Below are 23,361 nucleotides of genomic sequence, written 5' to 3'. Positions count from 1 at the left end.
TCGGTCAAAATGCACCCTCACGAAGTGGAAAAGGGACACCGTACGGCGCCCCTTGCATAGTCGATCGCGCCTTAATTGGCTGCGTTGATGCGATCCAGCGTTGCACCTTCCAGAGTCTCAAGCCCGGCAGGAACCGGCGGGTACCACTTGATGTTGTCGATTGCGGCCTGATCGAAGCTGCCTTGATAACGGGCCTTCAGATCGGCACTGACACCCGCGTCACCGTCGACGGCGGCCGTGAAGTTGCCAGCCGTGTTGGTGATCATCGCCGCGATGTCAGGGCGCATGACAAAGTTGATCCAGTCATATGCCGCGTCATCCGCACGCCCACGTGCAGGCAATACAAATGTGTCGATCCAACCCAACGCACCGGCCTTTGGCGCGACAAAGGTGATATCGGGATTGTCGGCGTTCAACTGCCAGCCGCCAGTATCCCAAGCCATCGAAGCGACAACCTCACCCGAGCGCAGCAGGTTCTTGATCTCGTCACCACCGCCCCAATAGGTTTTCACATTGGGTTTGCACTCGGTCAGCTTGGCTTGGACCTGATCCAATATATCCTGGTACGCATCGGTGTCACTGTATGCGGCAAAGGGGTCGAGACCCATTGAGTAGGCGAACCCGATCAGTGTTGGACGTTTGAGGCGATAGGACACCTTGCCAGCCACGGACGCGTCGCACAGGTCGGTGTAATCCTGCACATCACCTGCCATGGCCGTGTTCACCACCAGACCACTTGTACCCCAGACATGCGGCAAGCCATAGACCTCACCTTCAAATGTCGTATTCCCCGCTGTCGCCTCGAGCATGGAGGGAATGAACAGATCTGCATTCACCCGTGACATGTCGATGGGTTTGTAGATCCCGAACTCTTCCTGAGCGCTCGTGATGCGGTCCTGGCTGGGTTGCGCCAGATCGAACCCACCGCCATTGGTGGCACGCAGCTTTGCGATCATTTCTTCGTTGTTCGAGGTCGTCACCTCGACCGTGTGACCCGTTTCGGCTTCGAATTTCGCAATCACCTCTTCCGGCGCATACCCGCCCCATGTGAGCAATCGCAGGGTATCCGCGTTGGCAACAGGCGCGGTCAGCGCGCTCGCGACAAAAAGCGATGTAGCTACTGTTTTCTTCATGGTCTTTCTCCCAGTTCAATGTGTTCACCGGCATTTTAAGGCCAGCATTTTGTTACAATTTTAAGTCAAACCTGCCTAAATCCATGCGGGTTAGAATGGTGTGCGGTAAGCGCGTCCTGTCCAACCGCTACACAATATTCAAAAGAAGCTCCCGTGTGTTCTTGCGCGTCATCTCGATCGGGTTTCCCCCAGTGCTTGGATCGATCAAAGCGCCTTCAACGACCCGATCTACATCCAGCTTTTCGATGCCAAGATCAGTCAGCGTTTTGGGAATGCCCATACTCTGGTTCAGATCATCAACATATGCACAGAACCCGTCAAAGCCGCCTGAAATGCCAAGATACCCGGTCGCCATGTCAAAGCGGTCTGCAATCGCTGACCTGTTGAACTGCAAAACGGCCGGCATACAAACCGCGTTCGTGGTGCCGTGATGCGTGTGGTAGATCGCGCCGATGGGATGCGACAGAGCGTGGATTGCACCCAGCCCTTTTTGAAAGGCGGTCGCGCCCATCGCCGCCGCTGACATCATCTGCGCGCGCGCCTCAAGGTCTTCGCCATCATCATAGGCGCGCGGGAGGTAGTCCTTGACCAACCGCATTCCTTCCAGCGCCATGCCCTGCGACATTGGATGGTAGTGCGGGGATGAAAACGCCTCGACGCAGTGGGCAAAGGCATCAAGGCCGGTGCCGGCCGTGATGAGCTTGGGCATCCCGACGGTCAACTCGGGGTCACAAATCACCACGGTCGGCAGGAACTTCGGGTGAAAGATGATCTTCTTTTCTTCTGTCTCCGAATTGGTAATGACGCTCGCCCGCCCTACTTCCGATCCGGTGCCCGCAGTGGTGGGCACCGCAACAATGGGCGCAATGGCATCCGCATCTGCGCGGGTCCACCAGTCTCCGATATCCTCAAAGTCCCACAGCGGACGGGTCTGGCCCGCAAGAAACGCGACAAGCTTGCCGAGATCCAGGCCTGATCCGCCCCCGAAAGCAACTACACCATCATGTCCACCCTCTTTGAAGGCGCGCACGCCTGCGTCAGCGTTCTTTTCATTGGGGTTCGGATCAACATCCGCAAAGATCGCGCGCCCCAGTCCCGCCGCCTCCAGCAGATCAAGCGTTTTGGTCGTGATTTCCATGTCAGCCAGGCCACGATCGGTGATCAGTAGCGGCTTGGAAATGCCCGCAGCCGCACAGGCATCGGCAATTTCGGCGATGCGTCCAGCGCCAAAACGGATTGCAGTGGGATAGGACCAATTTGCGGTCAGCGGCATAGCACTCAGGCCTTCTTCAAGTGATAGGATTTCGGACGCGTCAGGTTGTGATAGCCGATAAGCGACAGCCCGCCCCCGCGTCCCGTGTCTTTGCACCCGGTCCAGCACAGCGCTGGATCAAGGTAGTCGGCGCGGTTCATGAAAACGGTGCCCGTTTCGATCTGATCAGCGATGGCTTCAGCACGCTGCACATCCCGCGTCCAGACGGACGCGGTCAGGCCAAAGTCGCTGTCATTCACAAGTTCAATCGCGTGCGCGTCGTCCCTCACAGGCATGATACCCACAACCGGACCAAAGCTCTCTTCGCGCATCACGCGCATATCGTGGGTCACGTTGGTCAGGATTTGTGGTGACAGGTACGCACCTCCATCGTCCTCCGCAAATGCTGGGATATGCGCGGTCGCGCCCTGTTCAATTGCTTCGGCCGTTTGCGCACGCACCGTGTCTGCAAACCGCTTGTGTGCCATGGGACCCAATGTCGTTTCTGCGTCCAGCGGATTTCCGAGCTTGTAGGCGCTGACAATCTCGACCGCTTTCGCGACGAAGATGTCGAAATGCTGCTCTGCCACGTAAATCCGCTCGATCCCGCAACAGCACTGCCCCGAGTTGAACATCGCCCCGTCAATCAAAGTCTCTGCCGCCGCATCAATGTCGGCATCGTCGCAGACATAGCCGGGGTCCTTCCCGCCCAGTTCCAACCCGATGCCGGTAAACGTGCCAGCCGCCGCGCGTTCAATGGCCTGCCCGCCAACCACCGATCCCGTGAAATTGACAAAACCAAAGGATTTGGCCGCGATCAGATCCGATGTCGTCTGGTGATCCAGAAAGACGTTCTGGAAGACGTCCGCGGGCACCCCCGCGGCATGAAAGGCCGTCGCCAGATGCTCACCCACCAGCGGTGTCTGGCTCGCATGTTTCAGCATCACCGCATTCCCTGCGATCAGGGCGGGCGCCACCGTATTGATAGCCGTCATGTAGGGGTAGTTCCACGGTGCCACGACCAGAACAAGGCCATGAGGCACGCGCTTGATCACCCGTCGAAAGGCCGGGCTGTCTTCGATCTCGATATCGGCAAGCGCCTCGGGCGCGATACCGGCCATATACGTCGCGCGTTCGCTAAAACCGCCGAACTCGCCGCCATAGCGGATGGGGCGCCCCATCTGGCGCGCCAATGCAGGCACGATATCTTCATTCATCGTACCGATATTCGCAACACCGGCCTGCACCAGCGCGATGCGGTCTTCCAACGGGCGCGCAGCCCAGTCGGCCTGCGCAGCCCGCGCTCGCGCGACGGCAGCATGTGCTTGGGCCGCTGACAACGTGGGACGTTCGGCAACGACAGACCCGTCAATGGGAGAGATACAGCGGATCATAATCAGGCCCTTTCAAAGCCGCGCGCGACTTCCCAATCGGTGACCACACGGTCGAACTCTTCCTGCTCCCACTCGGCGGCCCGCACGTAGTGATCGACCACATCGTCGCCAAAAGCCGTACGCAGCAGGATAGAACCGCGCAGTGTTTCGGTTGCCGCATGCAAGGTGCGCGGAATCTCCACAGCCTGCGCATCGTCGTAGACATCACCCGTCGTCGCCGGAGCCAACGGCATCTTGTCCTCGATCCCCTTGATCCCGGCGGCCAGCATCGCTGCCAGCGCCAGATAAGGATTCAGATCGGACCCACCGATCCGGCACTCAACCCGAACGCCCTTGGTCCCGTCGCCACACAGGCGGAAACCGGCGGTCCGGTTGTCAACCGACCAGACCGTCTTGGTCGGCGCAAAGGTGCCCTTGGCAAAGCGCTTGTAGCTGTTGATGTAGGGCGCAAGAAAGAATGTGTAATCCGGCGCATAGGCGATCAGACCCGCCATGTAATGCTGCATCACCTCCGACATGCCCAGCGGGGCGTCGGCGTCATAGAACGCGGGTTCACCATCTTGCCAAAGCGACTGGTGCACGTGGCTTGAGCTGCCGATCCGGTCATGGTGCCACTTGGGCAGGAAGCTGGCGGCATGGCCTTGCTGCCCGGCAATCTCCTTGATCGCATTCTTGGCAATGCTGTGATGGTCCGCACAGTCCAGAGCAGGGGCATAGCGGATGTTCAACTCTTCCTGCCCGGTCTCCGCCTCCCCTTTCGTATTCTCAACGGGAATGCCCGCGTCAAACAGATGATTGCGGATGGGGCGCATCACATGTTCCTCCTTCGTCGTCTGGAGGATATGGTAATCTTCGTTGTAGCCGCTGATCGGGGCGAGATCGCGAAACCCCTCTTTGCGGATCTCGTCAAAGCTTTTCTCGAACAGGAAAAACTCCAACTCCGTCGCCATCATCGCATCATAGCCAAGGGCTTTCAGACGGGCGATCTGTGCCTTCAACATTGCTCGGGGCGAATGTGGGACAGGGGCATGGGTGTGATGGTCCAAGACATCGCACAACACCATCGCGGTGCCATCCAACCACGGCACACGACGCAGGGTCGAAAGATCAGGCGCCATGATATAGTCACCATATCCCGCTTCCCAACTCGACGCTTTATAACCAGGTGGAGTCGCCATTTCGAGATCGGTCGCCAGCAGGTAGTTGCAGCAGTGCGTCTCCTCAAACGAGGTTTCGACAAAGTTCACCGCATGGAACCGCTTGCCCATCAACCGGCCCTGCATATCGACAAAACAGACAAGAACAGTATCTATCTCACGCGCCGTCACGGCATCTTTCAAAGCATCAAAAGTCAAATTTGCCGCCACGGGCCCCATCCTTCCGTCCAGTAAAGCGCCCCCACGAAAAAGGGGGCGCCTTTCGTTTTTTCCCTTGCGCCTATTCGAAGTTGTACGGCACGCCGGCCTGGTTGATGACGCTGTTGTACTCCTTGAAGATGTTGACGATCTTCTGATGCACTTCACCTTCCTGCGCGACCTCTTCCCAGAACTCCTTGGCGGCATTCTCGACCTCGGCCCACTCACCCGCAGGAACAGAGCGCAGCGCCAGCTTGTCACCATTGGCACGCAGCGCGGCCTCACCACCCCAGTACCACTGGTTGCGATAGGTGTGGCCCGCCTCGGTCGCGGCCATCACGACCGATTTCAGGTGATCGGGCAGATCGGCCCACCGCTCCTCGTTCACGAACCACGACCCGATCCATGCGCCCGAGATGTTGTTGGTCAGGAAGTAGTCGGTCACATCGGCCCAGCCGACCGTGTAGTCCTCGGTAATGCCGGACCATGCCATGCCGTCCAGTTCGCCGGTTTGAACAGCAACTTCGGCATCCTCGTAAGGAATATTCACTGGCACCACGCCGAACTTGGCCAGGAAGCGGCCCGCGGTCGGGAAGGTGTAAAGTTTGAGACCATCCAGATCAGCAACCGAAGTAATCTCTTTCTTGGTGTTGAAATTGCAGGGATCTTGCCCCGCAGCGGACAGCCATTTCACGCCAACCTTGGCATATTCCTCTTCCCATATTTCTTTCAGCCCATATTGGTTGAACAGCACCGGCACGTCGAGAATGTGCTTGGTCGCAAAGGGGAAGTACCCGCCGAACTGACGCAGCGGTGTGGGCGACGCCATGGAGTCGTCATCCGAATGCACACCGTCAATTGTCCCCCGTTGTAGGGCCTGGAACAGCTCGCCGGTTGGCACGATCTGGTCAGCATAGAACAGCTCGACCTCAAGCTCGCCGTTGGCATTTGCGTTGATATAGTCGATGACCGGCTTGGTCACATGCTCACCCAGTGCACTGCCCGCGTAGGTCTGAAACCGCCATTTGATCGCCGATTGAGCTTTGACGATGGAAGGGGTCGCGAGCGTGGCGGCGGCGCCAATACCGGCGGATGATAGGAACTTGCGTCTTGTTGTCATTGGAATGTCCTCTCTGTTGGTGCTCTTCTCAATATGCCTCGGGATACGAGATCTCTTTTGTGGTTAATTTCCATACACATATCCCGGCAACCAAAGCGCGATTCCAGGAAAGGCCATGATCGTGCCCAACGCGATGGCCATCACCAAGACGAAGGGCAGGATCGACGAATATATGTCGCGCAACGTGATCTCAGGCGGCGCCATGGCGCGCATAAGGAACAGGTTGTAGCCGAAGGGCGGCGTCATGTAGGCGATCTGCGTGGTGATCGTATAAAGCACGCCGTACCAGATCAGATCGAAGCCAAGCGCACCGACCAGCGGGACATAGAGCGGCGCGACGATCACCAGCATCGCGGTGTCATCCAGAAACGTGCCCATGACAATAAAGCTGAGCTGCATCAGGATCAGGATCATCCAGGGGCTGAGGCCCAGCTTTTCCGTAAACAGGCTCTCGATGGCCTTGACCGCACCCAGGCCGTCAAACACGGCGCCGAAGGCGAGCGCAGCAAGGATAATCCACATGAACATGCAGGAAATGCCCAGTGTCTTGCGCACCGATGTCTCGAACACCTCACGGGTCATCCGACCTTTGGCGACCGCCGCGACGAATGCCGCGATGGCCCCGATGGCGGAGCTTTCCACAAGCGAGGTCCAGCCGTTGACGAAGGGCACCATCATCGCAAAGAAGATGAACAACGGCAGCAGGCCTGCGCCGAGCAGCCGTATCTTCTCGCCCATGGGTATTGCGCGATCCTCGGCTGGCAGAACTGGACCAAGCGCCGGGTTCAGGCGGCAGCGGATCACGATGTAGATGATAAACATCGCGGCCATCATTAGTCCCGGCAGCACGCCCGCCAGCCACAACTGCCCCACCGGCTGCCGCGCGATCATCGCATATAGCACCAGCACGACCGATGGCGGCACAAGAATACCAAGGGACGAGCCCGCCTGGATCACTCCCGTCACCATACGCTTGTCGTAACCCCGCCTCAGAAGCTCTGGCAGCGCAATCGTGGCGCCAATGGCCATGCCCGCCACCGACAAACCGTTCATGGCCGAAATCAGCACCATCAACCCAATGGTGCCCACCGCCAACCCACCGGACAGGCCGCCCATCCAGACGTGGAACATCCGATAGAGATCATCGGCAATCTTGGATTCCGACAGGATGTAGCCCATGAAAATGAACATCGGCAGCGTCAGCAGCGGATACCATTTCATCAGCTTGATCGCCGCCGCAAACCCAAGGTCGTATCCGCCCCGATCCCCCCACAGGAAAAACGCGGCGACCACGGCCACAAAGCCGATGGCCCCGAACACGCGCTGGCCCGTCAGAAGCATCAGCATCATGGACGAGAACATGAGGATTGCGATGACCTCGTAGGACATCAGACCTTGGCCCCCATGTCATGCCCCTTGATCCTCAAGATGTCCTTGAAGAACTCGGAAATCGCCTGCAACAGCATCAGGAATATGCCGACCAGCATGATCGCCTTGATCGGCCACAGATACGGGCGCCAAACGGACGAGCTACGTTCGCCCCCATAACTGATCGAGTACTGAAAACTCTCCCACCCGCCCCAGAGGAGGAAGACAAGATAGACGATCAGGAACAGGACGGTCATCGCATCAACCTGCGCCTTGCGATGATCGCTCCACTCGCCATAAAGCAGGTCCATCCGCACGTTCGATCCCATCTGGATAGAGTAGGGCCCGCCGAGCATGTAGTACGCCACCATCGCAAACTGGGCCATTTCAAGCGTCCACAGCGATGGCACAAAAAAGGTCTTGCTGACAGACGACCACAGCAGGATCGCCATCATCACAAAGATGCCGTACATCACGATACGCCCGATGCGGTAGTTCATCGCATCGACCCACTTGATGTACTGCAACGCAAAGCCCGTCATGCAGTCACTCCCACACGCACAAGGGCGCGCTTGAGCCAGCCGGACAACAGATCTGCCATCCCGGACTGCCCGGCCTGGTCCGCGATGAGATCATTTCGGACCTCGAGCATGACATTCAAATGACCGCCGGGCAGCGCATGTTCTTTCAACGTGTGCGTAACACCATCGTCAGGGCCATACGGTTCATTGCGGCGCACGACATATTGTCCATCGACACATGATAAAAGCGCATCCGCCAAACGCGCGTCACGGTCATGCAAAACACCGATTTCAACATCACGACGCGCATCGTGATAGATCGGTGTAAAACTGTGCACAGTCACAAGGACAGGTGCTTCAAGACGGGAAATGACATGGGAAACCGCCGCACGAAACGGCTTGTAGTAGGTCTCGACCCGCTCGGCTTTCTGTAGCGAGCTCAACCCAAAATTTCCCGGCACATCCACCACCTCGCTGCGTTCAGGCATCGCATCCTGCGCTTCGGGCGGTCGATTGCAATCATACACCAGTCGCGAGGTCTTGGCGGCAAGCAGCGCGGCGCCAAGATGCTCTGCCATGCGTTCGGCCAAGGCAAGCGCGCCAGGGTCCCACGCGACATGGCTGCGTAGCGCATCATCCGGCAAGCCAAGGTTCTTGAAGCGCTCAGGAATGTACGGACTTGCGTGTTCGCACACCAGCACAACCTGCGAAGACGCGCGGTTGGCGCGCACATCGACAATGGTGTCATCCCAAGGCTGGTTCAGGTGATTCATCGCAGGTCCCACCCGGGAAAGGTCTTGCCAAGCGGGATTTCTGTCAACAGAATTGTGAAAAATTCATAACAGCTCTGGCTCATCTGTTAATTTTTTGCACAATGAAGAGACATCGCAAATGACCGATGCAAAGCAGACGATTTCTGATCGCATCCAGGCCAAGCTGGACGATCTGACGCGCGCCGAGCGTCAACTGGCTCTGTCGATCCTCGAAAACTATCCGGCATCCGGTCTCGGGCCGCTGACGGCATTGGCAAAGGGCGCGAACGTCTCAGTGCCGACAGTGGCACGCATGGTGCAGAAACTGGGTTACAAAGGGTATCCTGAATTTCAGGCGGACCTGCGCGAAGAACTGGGGGCCATCGCCAAGGGCCCAATCGCCAAACACGAGACATGGGCCGGGGCCGCTCCGTCGGAACATGTGCTCAACCGTTTCACCGACGCGGTCATCGACAATATTCGCAATACCATGGCGCATATCGACCCCGTCGCATTTGATTCTGCCTGTTCGCTGGTCGCTGATCCGAAACGTCATGTCTTTGTCGTCGGTGGGCGCATCACCCATACTTTGGCGGAATATCTGTTTATGCACTTGCAGGTCATCCGCCCGCATGTGACGCATGTTCAATCGACCTCCAACACATGGCCACACTACCTGCTGAACGCGAACAAAGGCGACGTGTTCGTAATTTTCGACGTGCGACGGTACGAGAACAACACTCTCAAACTGGCCGAGCTGGCTTTTGCCCGTGACGCCAAGATCGTGCTTTTCACTGACCAGTGGCGATCACCCGTGCACCGCATGGCGGATGTCAGCCTCTCCAGCCAGATCATTGTACCTTCCGCCTGGGACAGTGCGACAGCCATAATGCTATTGGCCGAGAGCATGATCTCCACTGTCCAAACTGTGAACTGGGAAAAGACAAAAAGCAGGATGCAGGAACTGGAAGACATTTTTGATAAGACCAAGCTCTTTAGAAAATTCACCTGACGAACGCAGAAGTGTCGCTCGGAAGGGGTGGGCTCCCTGGTTCAGATCGACGCTTGGATTCATCGCTTGATTGCCAGTTACAGCGCATTTGATACCGCACGCGCCGAATGTCTGTGCATCAGGACAGGCGCGCAGTGCAGGCTTTGCCCACGTCCTGTGTCAGGCTGGGTGATCGCGGCACAGAGCGCCCTGCCCGCCTCTTGTCCGATCCGTCTTGCGGGCAGGCGCACGGTCGTCAGGGAAGGTTCGATTTCTGAGGATCCCTTGAAATCGCCGATCCCGACAATCGAGATTTCGCTTGGCACCGATAGGCCTGCGGCATTGGCGCCATAAAGCGCGCCAGAGGCGAGTACATCGTTTCCGCAAATCAGCGCCGTGGGTCGTTCAGGGGCGGAGAGCAAAATCTGTGCGTCTTTCTTCGATTCCGAAATGCTGTAAACGGTGGTCAGTGACCACGCATCGGGAACCGTGACACCCGCCTGCGCCAGCGTGTGCAGGACAATGCCGCGCCGCGCCTGTGCGCGGTCGTTGCCCTGCGTGGGCGGGAACATGCACGCGATGCGGCGGTGGCCAAGCGACAGGATGTGTTCGGCAATCATGCGCCCTGCCAGTTCGTTATCCGCTCCGATGGACGGATAGCGGGACCCCGCAGCGTAGTTCCACATCAATACGCAAGGGATCTGTTGCTGGTCGAGGAGTTGGAAGACGGCGTCGTCATGGTCGAGGCCTGTGAGCACCACGCCGTCGACCCGGTGTTCGAGGAACTTGCGCAGGATCGCGTATTCGCGCTGCAGGTCGTAGCCGTGGGAGGCGAGCAGGATGGTGAAGCCTGCGTCGGCGACGGTGTCGGAGAATGCCTGCACGACCTCGGCAAAGATGGCGTGGTCGAGCGTGGGGATCAGGACGCCGATGGTGCCCGAGCGGATGCCGTGGATGGTCTGGGCTGCGCGGTTGCGGATGTAGCCCGTTTTGCGCACCGCGGTGTCGATCCGTTTGCGCGTTGCTGGCTTGAGCAGGTCGGGATGGTTGAAATAACGCGAGACGGTTGAGGCGGAGACACCAGCGGCTTTGGCAACTGTGACGATGTCGACCTTTTTCTTCGATTTACCAGTCATTTGAGCGACTCAGCACGCGGATTTATGAAAACATTTGCAAAACTATTTTCATCGCTTAGCGTAGTCGGTCAAGCCTGAGCTGGGAGGAATTGGGCGGTTTGGATTTCCTGTTTTACATGGGCGATGTGTTCACGCCGATCAATTTCGGGTTGCTGCTGCTGGGCACGATTGGCGGTCTGATCCTGGGCGCGACGCCGGGGTTGTCGCCGACGATGGCGGTGGCGCTGCTCATTCCGTTTACGTTCCAGTTGGAGCCGCAGCAGGGGCTGATCCTGCTCGGGGCGGCCTATACCTCGACTGTGGCGGGAGGTGCGGTGAGTGCGATCCTGCTGAAGATCCCGGGGGCGCCTGCAAACATTGCCACGACGCTGGATGGGCACACGATGGCGACGAAGGGCGAGGGGGCGAAGGCGTTGCAGCTTTCGTTTCTGGCGTCCGCCGTCGGTGGGCTGTTCGGGGTGTTCCTGTTGATCTTTCTGACGCCCGTGCTGGCGCAGTGGGCGCTGGCCTTTGGGCCGTCGCATCTGTTCTGGTTGGCGATTTTGGGGGTGACGGTGATCGGGACGCTCGATTCCAGTTCGGTGGTGAAGGGGCTTTTGGCGGGCTGTATCGGGCTGTGGCTGGCGACCATCGGCTTTGACGACATCATGGGCGCGCAGCGGTTTATCTTTCACCCGTCGGTGAGCGGGGGGATCAATGTCATTCCGGCGTTGATTGGCCTCTTTGCCATTCCGCAGGTGATCACGATGTTTACGAAGGGGCGGTCGAGTGATGATGCGGAGATCATCAGCGTGAAGCGGCATCCCATTCGGCTGGCTTTTGTCGAGGTGTTGCGGCGTAAGACGGCGCTGACGATTGGTACCATCACCGGGTCGATCATTGGGCTGATCCCCGGGGTGGGCGGGCAGATTGCGGGGCTTGTCGCCTACGACCAGTCCAAGAAGTTCAGCCGGGAGAGTGAGAAGTTTGGCACCGGGCACAGCGAGGGGGTGATCGCCGCCGAGAGCGCCAACAATGCGATGGTGGGGCCGTCGCTGGTGCCGCTGCTCACACTGTCGATACCCGGGTCGCCCACGGCGGCGGTGCTGCTGGGTGGGTTGTTGATCCACGGGATCTTCCCCGGGCCGGACCTGTTCATGAACTATCCGCAGGTGGCGTGGACGTTCATTGACTCGATGCTGATCGGTCAGATCCTGATGTGTATCTTTGGCCTGTATATCGCGGGGCTGGCGGCGCGGGTGGCACGGGTGCCCCATGCGGTGATGGCGGCTGTTGTGCTAGGGTTGGCCGTCTTTGGCAGCTATTCGGTCCAAAACTCGATGGGCGACGTCTATGTCATGGCGAGCCTTGGGGTAGGGATGTATTTCTTGGAGCGCTTCGGCTTTTCCGCGGCGCCGCTGGTGCTGGGCCTGATCCTGGGCCCGATTGCCGAGGCGAATTTTATCCAAGGGTCGATGATCGCCAACGCGACGGTGGGCATGGGCAGCTATTTCTTCACCGGCTGGCTGAACTGGCTGCTGATCCTGATCGTGCTGGCGTCGGTCAGCTACTCGGTCTGGATGGAGGTGGCGCAGCGCCGCTACACCACGAAGGATGACGCCGTCGCCAAAGAGGAGGCGATGTCATGACGAGCCTGCCGCGCAGCCAGCATATCGTTGCATCTGGCCTGATCGCTGCGGTGGGCGTGACCATCGCCTATATCAGCTATACGCAGGAACCTGCGGACGCGTATGTTTTTCCGCGCCTGATTTCTTCGGTCTTTGCGGTGCTGGCGATCTGGACGTTCGTTAAAGCTGTGCTGGGCCGCACCAAGGTGGGCAACGGGATCAGCGGAGAGGCGATGCTGCGCATGGCGCCGGGGCTGGTGGTGACGCTGGTCTATGTGTTCTGGGCGGCCAAGGCGCTGGGGTTCTACACCGCGACCACCATCGCGTTTTTCATTCTGGTGTCGCTGTACGATCCGGCACCGCACAGGCAGCTGAAAACATGGGCCAAGCGCATCGCCATCACGGCGGGCTTCATGCTGGTCATGTACGGGCTGTTTGCCCAGCTGCTCAACGTCTTCACACCACGTGAAATCTTATTCTGAACCGCAGAAGCGGCAGAGTTAACCCTAGGGAGGATACTATGAAACACTGGATTGCAGGGGCGGCACTTGCCCTCGCCGCGATGACGGGACCGGCGCTGGCTGACGGGCACGCGAGTTACCCCGAACGGCCCATCATGATGATGGTCAGCTATGGGGCCGGGGGTGCGACCGACTTTCAGGCGCGCATCGTGACCATGACCGCTGGGAACGAGGATGCGCTGGGGATGCCCATCGCCATCCTGAACCGCCCCGGTGCGGGCGGTCGCGTCGGCTGGAACTGGTTTGCGACGGAGGCGGAGGCCGATGGCTATACGCTGGGTGCCTATAACGTGCCGCACTTCATTGCGCAGTCGATTGAGGGTGGGGTTTCGTACTCCACCGATGATTTTGAGCCCATTGCGAACTGGGGCGCGGACCCTGCGGTCTTTGTCGTGGGGGCCGACAGCGACTTCAACTCGATGGCGGATGTTGTTGCCTATGCCAAGGAGAACCCGGGCGGGCTGACATTCTCGGGCGCGGGGCTGTTTGTGGGGCATCACATTGCCGCCTTGCAGCTTGAGAAGGCGGCGGGTGTGAAACTGGCCTATATCCCCAACAATGCGGGCGGGGCCGGGGCCATGCGTGCCGTGATTGCCGGAGAAGTGCTGGGCGGGGTCAACAACCTGTCCGATGCGTTCCGCGCGCAGGCGGCGGGCAACGTGAAGATCCTTGGCGTTTTTGACCTGGAGCGCAATGCGTTCTTGCCTGATGTGCCCACGATGAAGGAGCAGGGGTTTGACATCGACAATGCGTCCGTGAACTTCCGCGGTGTGATGGTGCCGAAGGGCACGCCGCAGGGCGTCATCGACCGTCTGGCCGAGGTGGTGCCGACCATGTTTGAAAACGCCCGTGTGCAAAAGCGTATGGAGGCCGGTGGCTCGCCCATGCACATCATGACCCGCGACGAGGTGCTTGCGATGTGGGCGGCGCGTCAAAAGACCCTCGAAGCGCTGCTTGCGGGGCTGTAGAGAGACCTTTGCAGCGCCCTTTGTTGGGCGCTGCGTCCCCATGTCAGGAAGCCCGAGATGTCCGATGAAGTGATTGCCGAGGTAGATGCCCTTGTGGCGGGCGCGCGAGCAGCGCAGGCCGCGTTTGAGCGGGAGGGATCGCAAGAGCGCTATGATCGCGCGGCAGAGGCGGCGGCCTGGGCAATCATGGAACCCACCCGAAACCGGCATCTGGCGGAGCTGGCCGTCGAGACGACGGGGCTGGGCAATGTGCCTGACAAAATCATCAAAAACCATCGTAAGACATTGGGGTTGATGCGCGACATCAAGGGAGTGCGCACCCATGGTGTCATCAGTGACGATCCAGCCACCGGCATCACCGAGGTGGCGCGGCCCATGGGTGTGATTGGTGCTGTCGTGCCGTCGACCAATCCCGGTGCGACACCCGCCAACAACATCATCAACGCTTTGAAGTGCGGCAATGCCATCGTGCTGTCCCCGTCACCCAAGGGGGTGCCGACCTGCGAGGCGCTGTTGGGCTATGTCCATGCGGAGTTCGACAAGCTGGGGATCGACCTCGATCTGGTGCAGATGATCCCCGGTCGCGGGTCGAAGGAGAGCACGCAGCGGCTGTTGGAAGCGGCCGATCTGATCGTTGTCACGGGCAGTCAGAACAATGTGCGGCGCGCTTATACCTCGGGCACGCCTGCCTTGGCTGTGGGGGCGGGGAATGTGGCGGTGATCGTGGACGAGACCGCCGATCTGGCCGCCGCCGCCGACAAGATTGCGGCGTCCAAGACGTTTGACAATGCGACCTCCTGTTCGTCGGAGAATGCGGTTGTCGTGGTGGATGCTGTGTACGATGCCTTTGTCGCCGAGATGGCGCGGACGGGCGGTGCGCTGATCACGGATGAGGCGCTGGTGGTGGAGCGTCTGTGGGTGAAGGGCCATTTGAACCCCCGTGCCATCGCGCAGGATGCCGGTGCCATGATCGAGACGTTGGGTCTGGTAGGCGAGGTGCCTGCGGGCACGTCCTATCTGGCCGTCGAGACCCGTGGCATTGGGCCGGATCATCCCTTGTCGGGCGAAAAGCTGAGCCGGGTGCTGAGCGTCTACCGGGCGCGGGATTTTGACGATGCGGTGCGCATCACGACAGAGATCCAGCTGCATCAGGGGGCGGGACACTCGGTGGGTCTTCATACCTCTGTGGACAGGCGTGCCCTGGTCCTGGCGCGGGCCGTTCCAACGAGCCGCGTGATTGTGAACCAGGCGCATACTTTCGCGACTGGCGGGTCGTTCACAAACGGGATGCCGTTTTCGCTGTCCATGGGGTGTGGCGCGTGGGGCGGCAATTCCATCGATACCAACCTGCATTGGCGGCACTTCCTGCAAACCACCAAGATCGTGCGGGAGATCCCGTCGGATGAGCCGTCAGTGGACGAGATCTTTGCCGAGTACTGGGGCGCGGTCGGGAAATGATCTTTGACCGGGAAAGGCCTCCGGACGGGACGGTGCGGGACTGGCTGGATGCCCGGGCCGAAGCTGGGGGTGTGGCTATTGTCTTTCCCGAGACGGGGGAGGTGCTGGAGTGGCCCGCTCTGCGGGATGAGGCGCGGGCGGCGGCCTGCGGGCTGGCCGGTCTGGGCGTGGCGCGGGGCGAGAGTGTCGCCATCGTGCATCCCAACGGGTGGGACGGGGTCGTGGCGTTGTATGCCGCTCTGTATGGCGGGTTTCGGGCCACGATGATCAACCTGGCGGCGGGGGCGGATGGGATTGGCTATGCGCTGGATCACAGTGGCGCGCGGTTTGCGTTTGTGCATGAAGGGCAGCGGGAGACGATTGCGCGCATCGCGCCGGAGCGGTTGAGTATTCTTGAGCCGAGGATGTTGCGGCAAAGGGCCGAGTTGCCTGACGTCGATCCGACGCATCATGCGCTGCTGATGTACACATCAGGTACGACCGGGCGACCCAAGGGGGTGGTACATACCCATGCGAGTCTGCTGGCGGGGGGGTGGACAACGGCGATTGCGCATGAGTTGACGGCGAAGGATCGCGGCTTTTGCGTCTTGCCGATCTACCACATCAACGGGTTGTGCGTAACGCTGATGGGGTCGCTCGTGTCCGGCGGGTCGTTGGCGATGACGGCCCGCTTTTCTGCGGGCAAGTTCTGGGATCAGGCGGAACGGGGTGAGGTAACCTGGTTTTCCGTGGTGCCGACGATCATCAGCCATCTGCTGCATGGCCAGGCGGACCCCAGTTCGGCGCTATCAGCGCGGTTGCGGTTCGGCCGGTCGGCGTCCTCAGCGTTGGCGGTGGAGACGCAAGCGGCGTTTGAGGAACGGTTCGAGGTTCCGATCATCGAGACGATGGGGCTGACCGAGACAGCGGCACAAATCCTGTCGAACCCGCTGCCGCCGGGCAAGCGCAAGATTGGCTCGCCCGGTATGGCCTATGGCAACGAAGTGCGCATTCTGACCGCTGATCTGACCGATGCCCCGCCGATGCAGGAGGGGGAGATCGCCATTCGCGGGCCAAATGTGATGGTCGAGTATCTGCACAACCCAGAGACCACGGCGAAGACTCTTGCCGGTGACTGGCTACGCACCGGGGATTTGGGGCATATCGACGAGGACGGCTATGTCTTTGTCACCGGGCGGCTGAAGGAGCTGATCATCAAGGGCGGCGAGAACATCGCGCCGCGTGAGATTGACGAGGTGCTGTATTCAGAGCCGGATATCATAGAGGCGGCCGCCTTTGCCCGGCCCTGCACAAGCTATGGCGAACGGGTCGAAGCAGCTGTCTGCGTCAAGCCAGGGTCAAATGTATCCGAAGCCGCGCTGATCGAGTTATGCCACCAACGGCTTGGCGCGTTCAAATCCCCGGACAGCATCCATTTTCTGGACGAATTGCCCAAAGGGCCATCGGGTAAAATCCAGCGACTGAAGCTGGCTGAGTTGACCTAGTTATTTGCGACCTGCAGTCAGTCTCCATTGTTCTAGGAAGTTTATCGAAGCTGCTGCGTAAACGCTGAGGACCTACGCAGTCAGCCGACGGCCAGAGGTAGCGTCGAAGAGATGTATGTTCGCAGGATCCACCGAAAACCGCATGGGAACCGCCCTACCCTCAACCGGATGCACCCCGGCCAAACTGATTGTGATCGCTTCGTCGCAAGCCTCCAAACGTCCGTGCAGTAGCGTATTGGCGCCCAACGGCTCGGACATTTGAATCAAGGTGAACAATGGGCCCTGATCATCAGGCACCATGTGTTCGGGCCGGATCCCAAGTTTGACCGCACCGTCACCGTATGTGGCAGGTCCGATCACCGCATCCCCGATCTTGATCGCGCCTGCGCTCACCTGTGCATCGAACACGTTCATCGCGGGACTGCCGATGAATTGCGCCGCAAAGAGCGTACTGGGTGTCTCGTAGACCTCCAGCGGCGTCCCGATCTGTTCAGCCACCCCACCGTTCATCACAATCATGCGGTCCGCCATGGTCATCGCTTCGACCTGGTCATGGGTCACGTAAAGCGAGGTTATGCCCAGCTTGTCCTGAAGCTCGCGGATCTCAAGGCGCATCTGCACCCGCAATTTCGCATCAAGGTTCGACAACGGTTCATCGAACAGAAAGACAGCAGGCTCGCGCACAATGGCGCGACCCATTGCAACGCGCTGACGCTGCCCGCCTGACAACTCTCGCGGTTTGCGGTCCAGCAGAGCTTCAAGTTGCAGCAGCTTAGCGGCGTTTTGTACCTTGGCTTCAATCTCGGCCTTTGGCAGACCCGCGATCTTCAGCCCGTATCCCATATTCTGACGCACCGACATGTGCGGATAAAGAGCGTAGTTCTGAAACACCATCGCGATGTCTCGATCCATCGGCTCCTTGTCGTTGGCCCTTTCTCCACCGATCAGCACATCGCCTGCGGTCACCGTCTCAAGTCCGGCGACCATGCGCAAAAGGGTCGACTTTCCACAGCCTGATGGCCCAACGATCACAATGAACTCTCCATCGGCAATCTCGGTATCGATGCCGTGGATCACATCCGTCGTGCCAAAGCTCTTCTTGACGTTCTGAAGGGTAACGGTCGCCATGGTTATTTCTCGCTATCGACAAGGCCGCGGACAAAAAGCTTCTGCATCGACACCACCACGATGACTGGAGGGATCATCGCCAGGATCGACGTCGCCATGATCACCGGCCACTCAGCCACATCGTCACCTGACGGGAACATCTGCTTGATGCCCATCACGATGGTGTTCATTTCGGGGTCCGTGGTGATCAGCAACGGCCACAGGTACTGGTTCCAGCCATAGATGAACAAGATCACGAACAGGGCCGCAATGTTTGTACGGCTCATCGGAACCACGATGTCGACAAAGAACCGCATAGGCCGCGCGCCATCAACACGGGCAGCCTCGGCCAGTTCGTCCGGGATGGTCAGAAAGAATTGTCGGAACAGGAATGTCGCAGTGGCTGACGCGATCAGCGGAAAAATCAGGCCGGAATAGCTGTTGAGCATCCCAAACCCCGCGACCACTTCAAACGTGGGCACGATGCGGACCTCGACTGGCAGCATCAGCGTCAAAAAAATCAGCCAGAAAAAGGTCGTGCGCCCCGGAAAGCGGAAATAGACGATGGCAAAAGCGGACAGAAGGGAAATGACGATCTTACCCACCGCGATGCCCATCGCCATGACAAAACTGTTCAACAACATGGTCGATACCGGCACATTCACCCCAGAAAGCAGAGCCCGGCTATAATTCTCCCAGAACTGATCACCGGGCCACAGCGGCATGGGCGGCTGTACGATCTCGGGCTGGGTCACGGTTGACGCAACAAAGGCCAGCCAAATCGGAAAGAAGATCACGAGGACACCAAGGATCATGAACACGTGGGTCAGCCACAGCCCTGCCCCGCGCTTTTCGACCATGCCATGACGCTCGGAGGCCATCAGTAATGCACCCGCTTTTCGATGTATTTGAACTGGATCACCGTCAGCAGACCAACGACGAACAGCAGGATCACGGACTGCGCGGCGGACGACCCGAGGTCCTGGCCGACGAAACCGTCCGAGAACACCTTGTACACCAGGATGGTCGTCGACTGTTGCGGCCCGCCCGCCGTGATCGTGTGGATCACCCCGAACGTCTCGAAGAAGGAATAGACGATGTTCACGACCAGCAGAAAGAAGGCAGTCGGCGTGATCAGCGGCAAAACGATTGTGAAAAAGCGGCGCCAGAAATGCGCGCCGTCAATGGCCGCCGCCTCGATCACCGACCTTGGCACGGACTGCAGGGCAGCAAAGAAGAACAGGAAGTTATAACTGATCCGCCCCCAGGCCGAGGCGACCACGACAAGGCCCATGGCCTCTCCCCCGTTCAGCACGTGGTTCCAGTCATAGCCAAGCTGACCGAGGTACCATGATACGACACCGACGCGGGTGTTGAACATGAACAGCCACAACACCCCTGCCACTGCCGGGGCAACGGCATAGGGCCAGATCAACATAGTGCGATAGACGCCCGACCCCTTGATCAACCGATCCGCGATCACTGCCAGAAACAAGGCCGGGATCATCGAACACAAGGTGACAAGGATCGAAAACACCGCCGTGGTCAGGAACGATGCACGATAGAACTTGTCAGAGAGCAGAAATTCGAAATTCCCCAGACCGACGAATTTGGCGGACAACCCAAACGGGTCCGGGATGAACAATGACTGCCAGATGGCCTGTGCAGCCGGGTAGAAAAAGAAAACCGCCGAAATGACCACCTGAGGCGCGATCAGGGCAAGCGGCAGCAACCAGCCTTTGAATGTAACGCGCTTTTCCATGGTTGCTTCCGGTCAAAGGAAAGGGCGGGCCCCGCAAGGCCCGCCGCGTGTTCAGACGTTAGCGATTGGCCGATTCAAAACGGCGCAGCAGCGTGTCGCCCCGTTCTTTCGCACTGTCCATCGCCTCTTGCGCGGACTTGTCGCCGGACCAGATGGCCTCCAACTCTTCGTCGATGATCCCGCGGATCTGGTCAAATGAACCAAGGCGCAGGCCTTTGGAATTGGCCGTCGGCTCCTTGGCGGTCATCTGGATCACGGCAATGTCCGTGCCCGGATTCTGTTCATAAAAGCCCGCTGCACGGGTGGCGTCACCCGCTTCGCCAGTAATGGGCAGATAGCCTGTGTTCTGGTGCCAAGACGCCTGCACGTCCGAGGTCGACAAGAAGCTCAGGAACTCGCCCACGCCCTTGTATTCCTCGGCATCATGACCGGACATGATCCAGAGCGACGCACCGCCAATGATCGTGTTCTGCGGCTCATCCGCGACTGCCTTCCAGTAAGGCAAGGGGCGAACATCGAAATCGAATTCCGCTTCGGCCTTGATCCCGGCATAGCCAGCCGAGCTTTCGGTAAAGAGAGCGCATTCACCCGCACGGAAATTCGCACCACCTTCGTTCCGACGCCCGGTATAGATGAACTTGCCGTCCTCGGCCCACTGCCCCATGGCACTCAGGTGTGCCACTTGAGCGGGGCCGTTGAGCATCAATTCAGTATCAAGACCAGCAAAACCGTTGTCCTGGCTGGCAAAAGGCACATCGTGATAGGCCGAGAAGTTCTCAAGGTGGATCCAGCTTTGCCAGGCAGTGACCAGCGGGCATTCCTCGCCCCCGGCTTTCAGCGCGTCCAGCGCCTCGCCCACATTCTCCCAAGTGGACAGATCCATGTCGGGATCCACACCCGCCGCTTCGAATGCGTCGCGGTTCACCCACAGCACAGGTGTGGACGAGTTGAAAGGCAGCGACAACATCTGGCCATCTGTGGTGGTATAATACCCTTTGACCGCGCCGATGTAAGCATCCGGATCAAAATCGGCACCGCTCTCTGCCATCACCTCATATACCGGCTTAATCGCTCCGCCGGCAGCCATCATCGTCGCCGTTCCAACTTCAAAGACCATCAGAACATGCGGCTGTTCCTCGGCACGGAAGGCCGCGATGCCAGCATTCAGCGTTTCAGAGTAATTGCCCTTGTGGCTTTGAACGACTGTGTAGTCACTTTGACTTGCGTTGAACTCTTCGACCTGAGCAGCGACAAGCTCACCCAAGCGGCCGGTAAAAGCGTGCCAGAACTGAATTTCTGTTTCGGCCGTGGCTGCCACCGGCGACAGCGCAGTGGTCGCAGCAAGTGCGCCGAATAGATACTTTTTCATATGTTCCTCCCGTGCATCACGGATGATGCGTTGCAATCTCCGCCTGCATAACAGCTGCAAATGGAGCTTAATGACCCGACTGTACCGGGCGCCATTCATAATTCAAGGTGACAATTCACAATAATCATATAACACAGTATTATGCCCTGGATATCAAATACATATGACATTGAATGACGGCTCGCAGAACACCCCGCATCCGACAGCTTGAAGCCCTGATGGCCGTTATCGTGAACGGCTCAGTGACTGCGGCGGCAGCAGATCTGGGGATCAGCCAACCGGCGACCAGCAGGTTGCTCTCAGACCTTGCAAAGGAGTTCGACTTTCAGCTTTTCGACAAGCGAGACGGTCGGCTTGTGCCCTCCCAGGAAGTGCGACTGCTGCAACCGGACATCCAACGGGTGCTCGAGTTGATGCGCCAGATCTCGGACGTCAGTCAGGACATAACGAAGCGAAAGGCCGGGCACCTGCGCATTGCCTGCTTGCCGGGTTTTGCGACCAGCCATCTACCCACTGTCGTCGCTCAGTTTCTAAAGGACCGGCCGGGCGTCAGCATGACGATCGAGCCGGACCGACCTGAACGCATCCTGGAGTGGATGATCGGCGAACAGTATGACTTCGGCATAACCGACGGTTTCTTTGGGCATCCGGCGGTCGACAGGCAGGTCGTGAATGTCAGCACGGTCTGCGTGTTTCCATCGGGCGACCAATTGGAAGCGCTCGACGTGATCACCCCACGCGATCTTGGCGACAAAAACGTCATACACCCACGTAGGGACAGCGATTTCTTCATTCGGCTTTCCAGGACCTTTCAGGATGCTCAAGTCGAGCTGAAATCCAGCCTAGAAGTACGACAATTCACGGCCGCATGTGAGCTTGTTTGCCGCGGTGCCGGTGTGGCCATCGTCAGCAAGCTTGACGCGGTGAAATACCACGGTCACGGGCTTGGCTACCGCCCCTTTGTACCCTGCCTGCCTCATACATTGTCTCTTGTGCGCCCGATCCTGAAAAAACCGTCACTGATAACACTGGAGTTCATGGAACTGTTCAAGGAAAGCCTGGAACCGTTCACGACAAGCGATTGACGGCACACGAAACGCCCCGATCAAGGGTCATTGCCTCAGGACTGAACCATGACGTGTTTGCGCCTTTTCAACAGTTGCAAGGTTGGCCGTGCCCAAATCGAAGTCCGACAGAATTACCGAAATCTGCAAGGTCATTGAGGCCGACATCAGCGCACCCTTGCGCACGGATATGCTGGCACGCGCGGCAGGCATGGCTCAGCACCATTTCCAGCGGCAGTTTGCAGCGGCAACCGGCGAGACGGTAGCCGGCTACATCCGCAGCCGACGACTGGAACGCGCCGCCATCACTTTGCAGGAGACCACAGATCGCGTGATCGACATCGCCCTGGACGCCGGTTTCCAAACGCACGCGGCCTTTACACGTGCGTTCACTGCGCATTTTGAATGCAGCCCCAGCGTGTTTCGCAAAAATGGGCTGCCCCTCAATAGACAGGGCCTCCCGCCCCGCCCGTTTCTGCGACCGCTGTCGTCGCGGACCCTAACCGCGCGATGCGATCTGATCGAAGTTCCCAGACAATGGTTGTGCTGTCGTAAGAACATCGGTTTGAGTGACGGCCGATTTTTTCAAGATCTGGACGCGGTCAGCGCCGAATTTCAAGCGCTTCGTACGGAACTCGGCACTCACACCGGATATCTGGCGACCGCATTTCCACAAGGGCCCAAGGGTTTCAGCGATCCTAAGGCCGAGGCTTATTATGGCGCCGTTATGCAGGATCGCTGCGCACTTGATTGGCCCGCTGAATGGCGGTTGCTTCCCGCTGGCCTCTTTGCGGTCTTTCCCCATTTTGGCTCCCTAACAACCTTGCATCTGACCTGGCACCGTTGCGTTCGATCAGGTTTCGATCAGTTGGGTGTCCGCTTCCGTTCAGCTTGGATGTACGAAACCTATTTTGCGCCCAATGCAGAGACGAACGACACCGAGCTTTCCGCGCTGATTTATTTGCCGGTTGAGAAAAGCACGGACGGGACAGCCTAAGA

Annotated in this window: 21 protein-coding genes; 8 read left to right on the top strand and 13 right to left on the bottom strand. The window is 59.0% G+C overall.

Features of this window, described 5'->3' with window-relative positions; genetic code table 11:
- Nucleotides 1–71: 71 nt before the first annotated feature.
- The 8 genes from KUV51_RS19270 to KUV51_RS19235 form a co-directional block, all read right to left on the bottom strand.
- Nucleotides 72–1,133 (bottom strand): extracellular solute-binding protein, encoded by a 1,062-nt coding sequence (locus KUV51_RS19270; protein WP_222523066.1) that lies wholly within the window; start codon nt 1,131–1,133, stop codon nt 72–74.
- Between the two features lie 127 nt (nt 1,134–1,260).
- Nucleotides 1,261–2,406, bottom strand: coding sequence for an iron-containing alcohol dehydrogenase (locus tag KUV51_RS19265; RefSeq protein WP_222523065.1), 1,146 nt, complete (start codon nt 2,404–2,406; stop codon nt 1,261–1,263).
- A gap of 5 nt (nt 2,407–2,411) precedes the next feature.
- Nucleotides 2,412–3,779, bottom strand: a complete 1,368-nt coding sequence (locus KUV51_RS19260; protein WP_222523064.1) for an aldehyde dehydrogenase family protein — start codon at nt 3,777–3,779, stop codon at nt 2,412–2,414.
- A 2-nt stretch (nt 3,780–3,781) separates the two neighbouring features.
- On the bottom strand, nt 3,782–5,155 hold the full coding sequence (locus tag KUV51_RS19255) for a glutamine synthetase family protein (protein ID WP_222523063.1): 1,374 nt from the start codon (nt 5,153–5,155) through the stop codon (nt 3,782–3,784).
- A gap of 61 nt (nt 5,156–5,216) precedes the next feature.
- On the bottom strand, nt 5,217–6,254 hold the full coding sequence (locus tag KUV51_RS19250) for a TRAP transporter substrate-binding protein (protein WP_222523062.1): 1,038 nt from the start codon (nt 6,252–6,254) through the stop codon (nt 5,217–5,219).
- A 63-nt stretch (nt 6,255–6,317) separates the two neighbouring features.
- Nucleotides 6,318–7,643 (bottom strand): TRAP transporter large permease subunit, encoded by a 1,326-nt coding sequence (locus KUV51_RS19245; RefSeq protein ID WP_222523061.1) that lies wholly within the window; start codon nt 7,641–7,643, stop codon nt 6,318–6,320.
- Complete coding sequence (locus KUV51_RS19240) at nt 7,643–8,164, bottom strand: TRAP transporter small permease subunit (RefSeq protein ID WP_222523060.1); 522 nt, start codon at nt 8,162–8,164, stop codon at nt 7,643–7,645. The genes KUV51_RS19245 and KUV51_RS19240 overlap by 1 nt, the downstream gene beginning before the upstream one ends.
- Nucleotides 8,161–8,916 carry an N-formylglutamate amidohydrolase gene (locus KUV51_RS19235; protein WP_222523059.1) on the bottom strand — a complete coding sequence of 252 codons (756 nt, stop codon included), beginning with the start codon at nt 8,914–8,916 and terminating at the stop codon, nt 8,161–8,163. The genes KUV51_RS19240 and KUV51_RS19235 overlap by 4 nt, the downstream gene beginning before the upstream one ends.
- A 118-nt stretch (nt 8,917–9,034) precedes the next feature.
- Here KUV51_RS19235 and KUV51_RS19230 point away from each other — a divergent pair, with 118 nt between their 5' ends.
- Nucleotides 9,035–9,907, top strand: coding sequence for a MurR/RpiR family transcriptional regulator (locus KUV51_RS19230; RefSeq protein ID WP_222523058.1), 873 nt, complete (start codon nt 9,035–9,037; stop codon nt 9,905–9,907).
- 77 nt (nt 9,908–9,984) lie between these two features.
- Here KUV51_RS19230 and KUV51_RS19225 read toward each other — a convergent pair whose 3' ends face one another.
- Nucleotides 9,985–11,022: a substrate-binding domain-containing protein gene (locus tag KUV51_RS19225; protein ID WP_222523057.1), complete on the bottom strand. Its 1,038-nt coding sequence runs from the start codon at nt 11,020–11,022 to the stop codon at nt 9,985–9,987.
- 116 nt (nt 11,023–11,138) lie between these two features.
- On the opposite strand from KUV51_RS19225, the gene KUV51_RS19220 reads away from it, so the two are divergent.
- From KUV51_RS19220 to KUV51_RS19200, 5 genes are read left to right on the top strand one after another with little or no spacing between them, the layout of a single operon-like run.
- Entirely contained in the window at nt 11,139–12,650 is a 1,512-nt protein-coding gene (locus KUV51_RS19220) for a tripartite tricarboxylate transporter permease (protein WP_410001086.1), read from the top strand.
- Complete coding sequence (locus KUV51_RS19215) at nt 12,647–13,111, top strand: tripartite tricarboxylate transporter TctB family protein (RefSeq protein ID WP_222523055.1); 465 nt, start codon at nt 12,647–12,649, stop codon at nt 13,109–13,111. Before KUV51_RS19220 ends, KUV51_RS19215 begins: the two co-directional genes overlap by 4 nt.
- Before the next feature lie 38 nt (nt 13,112–13,149).
- Nucleotides 13,150–14,118: a tripartite tricarboxylate transporter substrate binding protein gene (locus tag KUV51_RS19210; protein WP_222523054.1), complete on the top strand. Its 969-nt coding sequence runs from the start codon at nt 13,150–13,152 to the stop codon at nt 14,116–14,118.
- A gap of 57 nt (nt 14,119–14,175) precedes the next feature.
- Nucleotides 14,176–15,576 carry an acylating sulfoacetaldehyde dehydrogenase gene (gene sauS / locus KUV51_RS19205; RefSeq protein ID WP_222523053.1) on the top strand — a complete coding sequence of 467 codons (1,401 nt, stop codon included), beginning with the start codon at nt 14,176–14,178 and terminating at the stop codon, nt 15,574–15,576.
- Nucleotides 15,573–17,060, top strand: coding sequence for an AMP-binding protein (locus KUV51_RS19200; protein ID WP_222523052.1), 1,488 nt, complete (start codon nt 15,573–15,575; stop codon nt 17,058–17,060). Before sauS ends, KUV51_RS19200 begins: the two co-directional genes overlap by 4 nt.
- Before the next feature lie 72 nt (nt 17,061–17,132).
- Here KUV51_RS19200 and KUV51_RS19195 read toward each other — a convergent pair whose 3' ends face one another.
- The 4 genes from KUV51_RS19195 to ugpB are packed head-to-tail and all read right to left on the bottom strand — an operon-like array spanning nt 17,133 to nt 21,298.
- Nucleotides 17,133–18,188: a sn-glycerol-3-phosphate import ATP-binding protein UgpC gene (locus tag KUV51_RS19195; RefSeq protein WP_222523051.1), complete on the bottom strand. Its 1,056-nt coding sequence runs from the start codon at nt 18,186–18,188 to the stop codon at nt 17,133–17,135.
- Nucleotides 18,189–18,190: 2 nt separating this feature from the next.
- Nucleotides 18,191–19,027 carry a sn-glycerol-3-phosphate ABC transporter permease UgpE gene (ugpE, locus tag KUV51_RS19190; RefSeq protein WP_222523090.1) on the bottom strand — a complete coding sequence of 279 codons (837 nt, stop codon included), beginning with the start codon at nt 19,025–19,027 and terminating at the stop codon, nt 18,191–18,193.
- A 20-nt stretch (nt 19,028–19,047) separates the two neighbouring features.
- Nucleotides 19,048–19,929 (bottom strand): sn-glycerol-3-phosphate ABC transporter permease UgpA, encoded by an 882-nt coding sequence (gene ugpA / locus KUV51_RS19185; RefSeq protein ID WP_222523050.1) that lies wholly within the window; start codon nt 19,927–19,929, stop codon nt 19,048–19,050.
- A gap of 58 nt (nt 19,930–19,987) precedes the next feature.
- Nucleotides 19,988–21,298: a sn-glycerol-3-phosphate ABC transporter substrate-binding protein UgpB gene (gene ugpB / locus KUV51_RS19180; protein WP_222523049.1), complete on the bottom strand. Its 1,311-nt coding sequence runs from the start codon at nt 21,296–21,298 to the stop codon at nt 19,988–19,990.
- Between the two features lie 173 nt (nt 21,299–21,471).
- Between ugpB and KUV51_RS19175 the strand changes: the two genes are divergently transcribed.
- On the top strand, nt 21,472–22,383 hold the full coding sequence (locus KUV51_RS19175) for a LysR substrate-binding domain-containing protein (RefSeq protein ID WP_222523048.1): 912 nt from the start codon (nt 21,472–21,474) through the stop codon (nt 22,381–22,383).
- A gap of 88 nt (nt 22,384–22,471) precedes the next feature.
- Nucleotides 22,472–23,359 carry a helix-turn-helix domain-containing protein gene (locus KUV51_RS19170; protein ID WP_315898851.1) on the top strand — a complete coding sequence of 296 codons (888 nt, stop codon included), beginning with the start codon at nt 22,472–22,474 and terminating at the stop codon, nt 23,357–23,359.
- Nucleotides 23,360–23,361 lie beyond the last annotated feature (2 nt).

The organism is Tateyamaria omphalii (assembly GCF_019802125.1).
In the GTDB taxonomy this organism is placed as follows: Bacteria; Pseudomonadota; Alphaproteobacteria; order Rhodobacterales; family Rhodobacteraceae; genus Tateyamaria; species Tateyamaria omphalii_B.
This window is presented reverse-complemented; position numbering and strand designations above follow the sequence as displayed.

Coding starts and splice junctions, on each gene's coding strand:
- KUV51_RS19270 (WP_222523066.1), bottom strand. CDS start 1,133: ATGAAGAAAACAGTAGCTACATCGCTTTTTGTCGCGAGCGCGCTGACC.
- KUV51_RS19265 (WP_222523065.1), bottom strand. CDS start 2,406: ATGCCGCTGACCGCAAATTGGTCCTATCCCACTGCAATCCGTTTTGGC.
- KUV51_RS19260 (WP_222523064.1), bottom strand. CDS start 3,779: ATGATCCGCTGTATCTCTCCCATTGACGGGTCTGTCGTTGCCGAACGT.
- KUV51_RS19255 (WP_222523063.1), bottom strand. CDS start 5,155: ATGGGGCCCGTGGCGGCAAATTTGACTTTTGATGCTTTGAAAGATGCC.
- KUV51_RS19250 (WP_222523062.1), bottom strand. CDS start 6,254: ATGACAACAAGACGCAAGTTCCTATCATCCGCCGGTATTGGCGCCGCC.
- KUV51_RS19245 (WP_222523061.1), bottom strand. CDS start 7,643: ATGTCCTACGAGGTCATCGCAATCCTCATGTTCTCGTCCATGATGCTG.
- KUV51_RS19240 (WP_222523060.1), bottom strand. CDS start 8,164: ATGACGGGCTTTGCGTTGCAGTACATCAAGTGGGTCGATGCGATGAAC.
- KUV51_RS19235 (WP_222523059.1), bottom strand. CDS start 8,916: ATGAATCACCTGAACCAGCCTTGGGATGACACCATTGTCGATGTGCGC.
- KUV51_RS19230 (WP_222523058.1), top strand. CDS start 9,035: ATGACCGATGCAAAGCAGACGATTTCTGATCGCATCCAGGCCAAGCTG.
- KUV51_RS19225 (WP_222523057.1), bottom strand. CDS start 11,022: ATGACTGGTAAATCGAAGAAAAAGGTCGACATCGTCACAGTTGCCAAA.
- KUV51_RS19220 (WP_410001086.1), top strand. CDS start 11,139: ATGGGCGATGTGTTCACGCCGATCAATTTCGGGTTGCTGCTGCTGGGC.
- KUV51_RS19215 (WP_222523055.1), top strand. CDS start 12,647: ATGACGAGCCTGCCGCGCAGCCAGCATATCGTTGCATCTGGCCTGATC.
- KUV51_RS19210 (WP_222523054.1), top strand. CDS start 13,150: ATGAAACACTGGATTGCAGGGGCGGCACTTGCCCTCGCCGCGATGACG.
- sauS (WP_222523053.1), top strand. CDS start 14,176: ATGTCCGATGAAGTGATTGCCGAGGTAGATGCCCTTGTGGCGGGCGCG.
- KUV51_RS19200 (WP_222523052.1), top strand. CDS start 15,573: ATGATCTTTGACCGGGAAAGGCCTCCGGACGGGACGGTGCGGGACTGG.
- KUV51_RS19195 (WP_222523051.1), bottom strand. CDS start 18,188: ATGGCGACCGTTACCCTTCAGAACGTCAAGAAGAGCTTTGGCACGACG.
- ugpE (WP_222523090.1), bottom strand. CDS start 19,027: ATGGTCGAAAAGCGCGGGGCAGGGCTGTGGCTGACCCACGTGTTCATG.
- ugpA (WP_222523050.1), bottom strand. CDS start 19,929: ATGGAAAAGCGCGTTACATTCAAAGGCTGGTTGCTGCCGCTTGCCCTG.
- ugpB (WP_222523049.1), bottom strand. CDS start 21,298: ATGAAAAAGTATCTATTCGGCGCACTTGCTGCGACCACTGCGCTGTCG.
- KUV51_RS19175 (WP_222523048.1), top strand. CDS start 21,472: ATGACGGCTCGCAGAACACCCCGCATCCGACAGCTTGAAGCCCTGATG.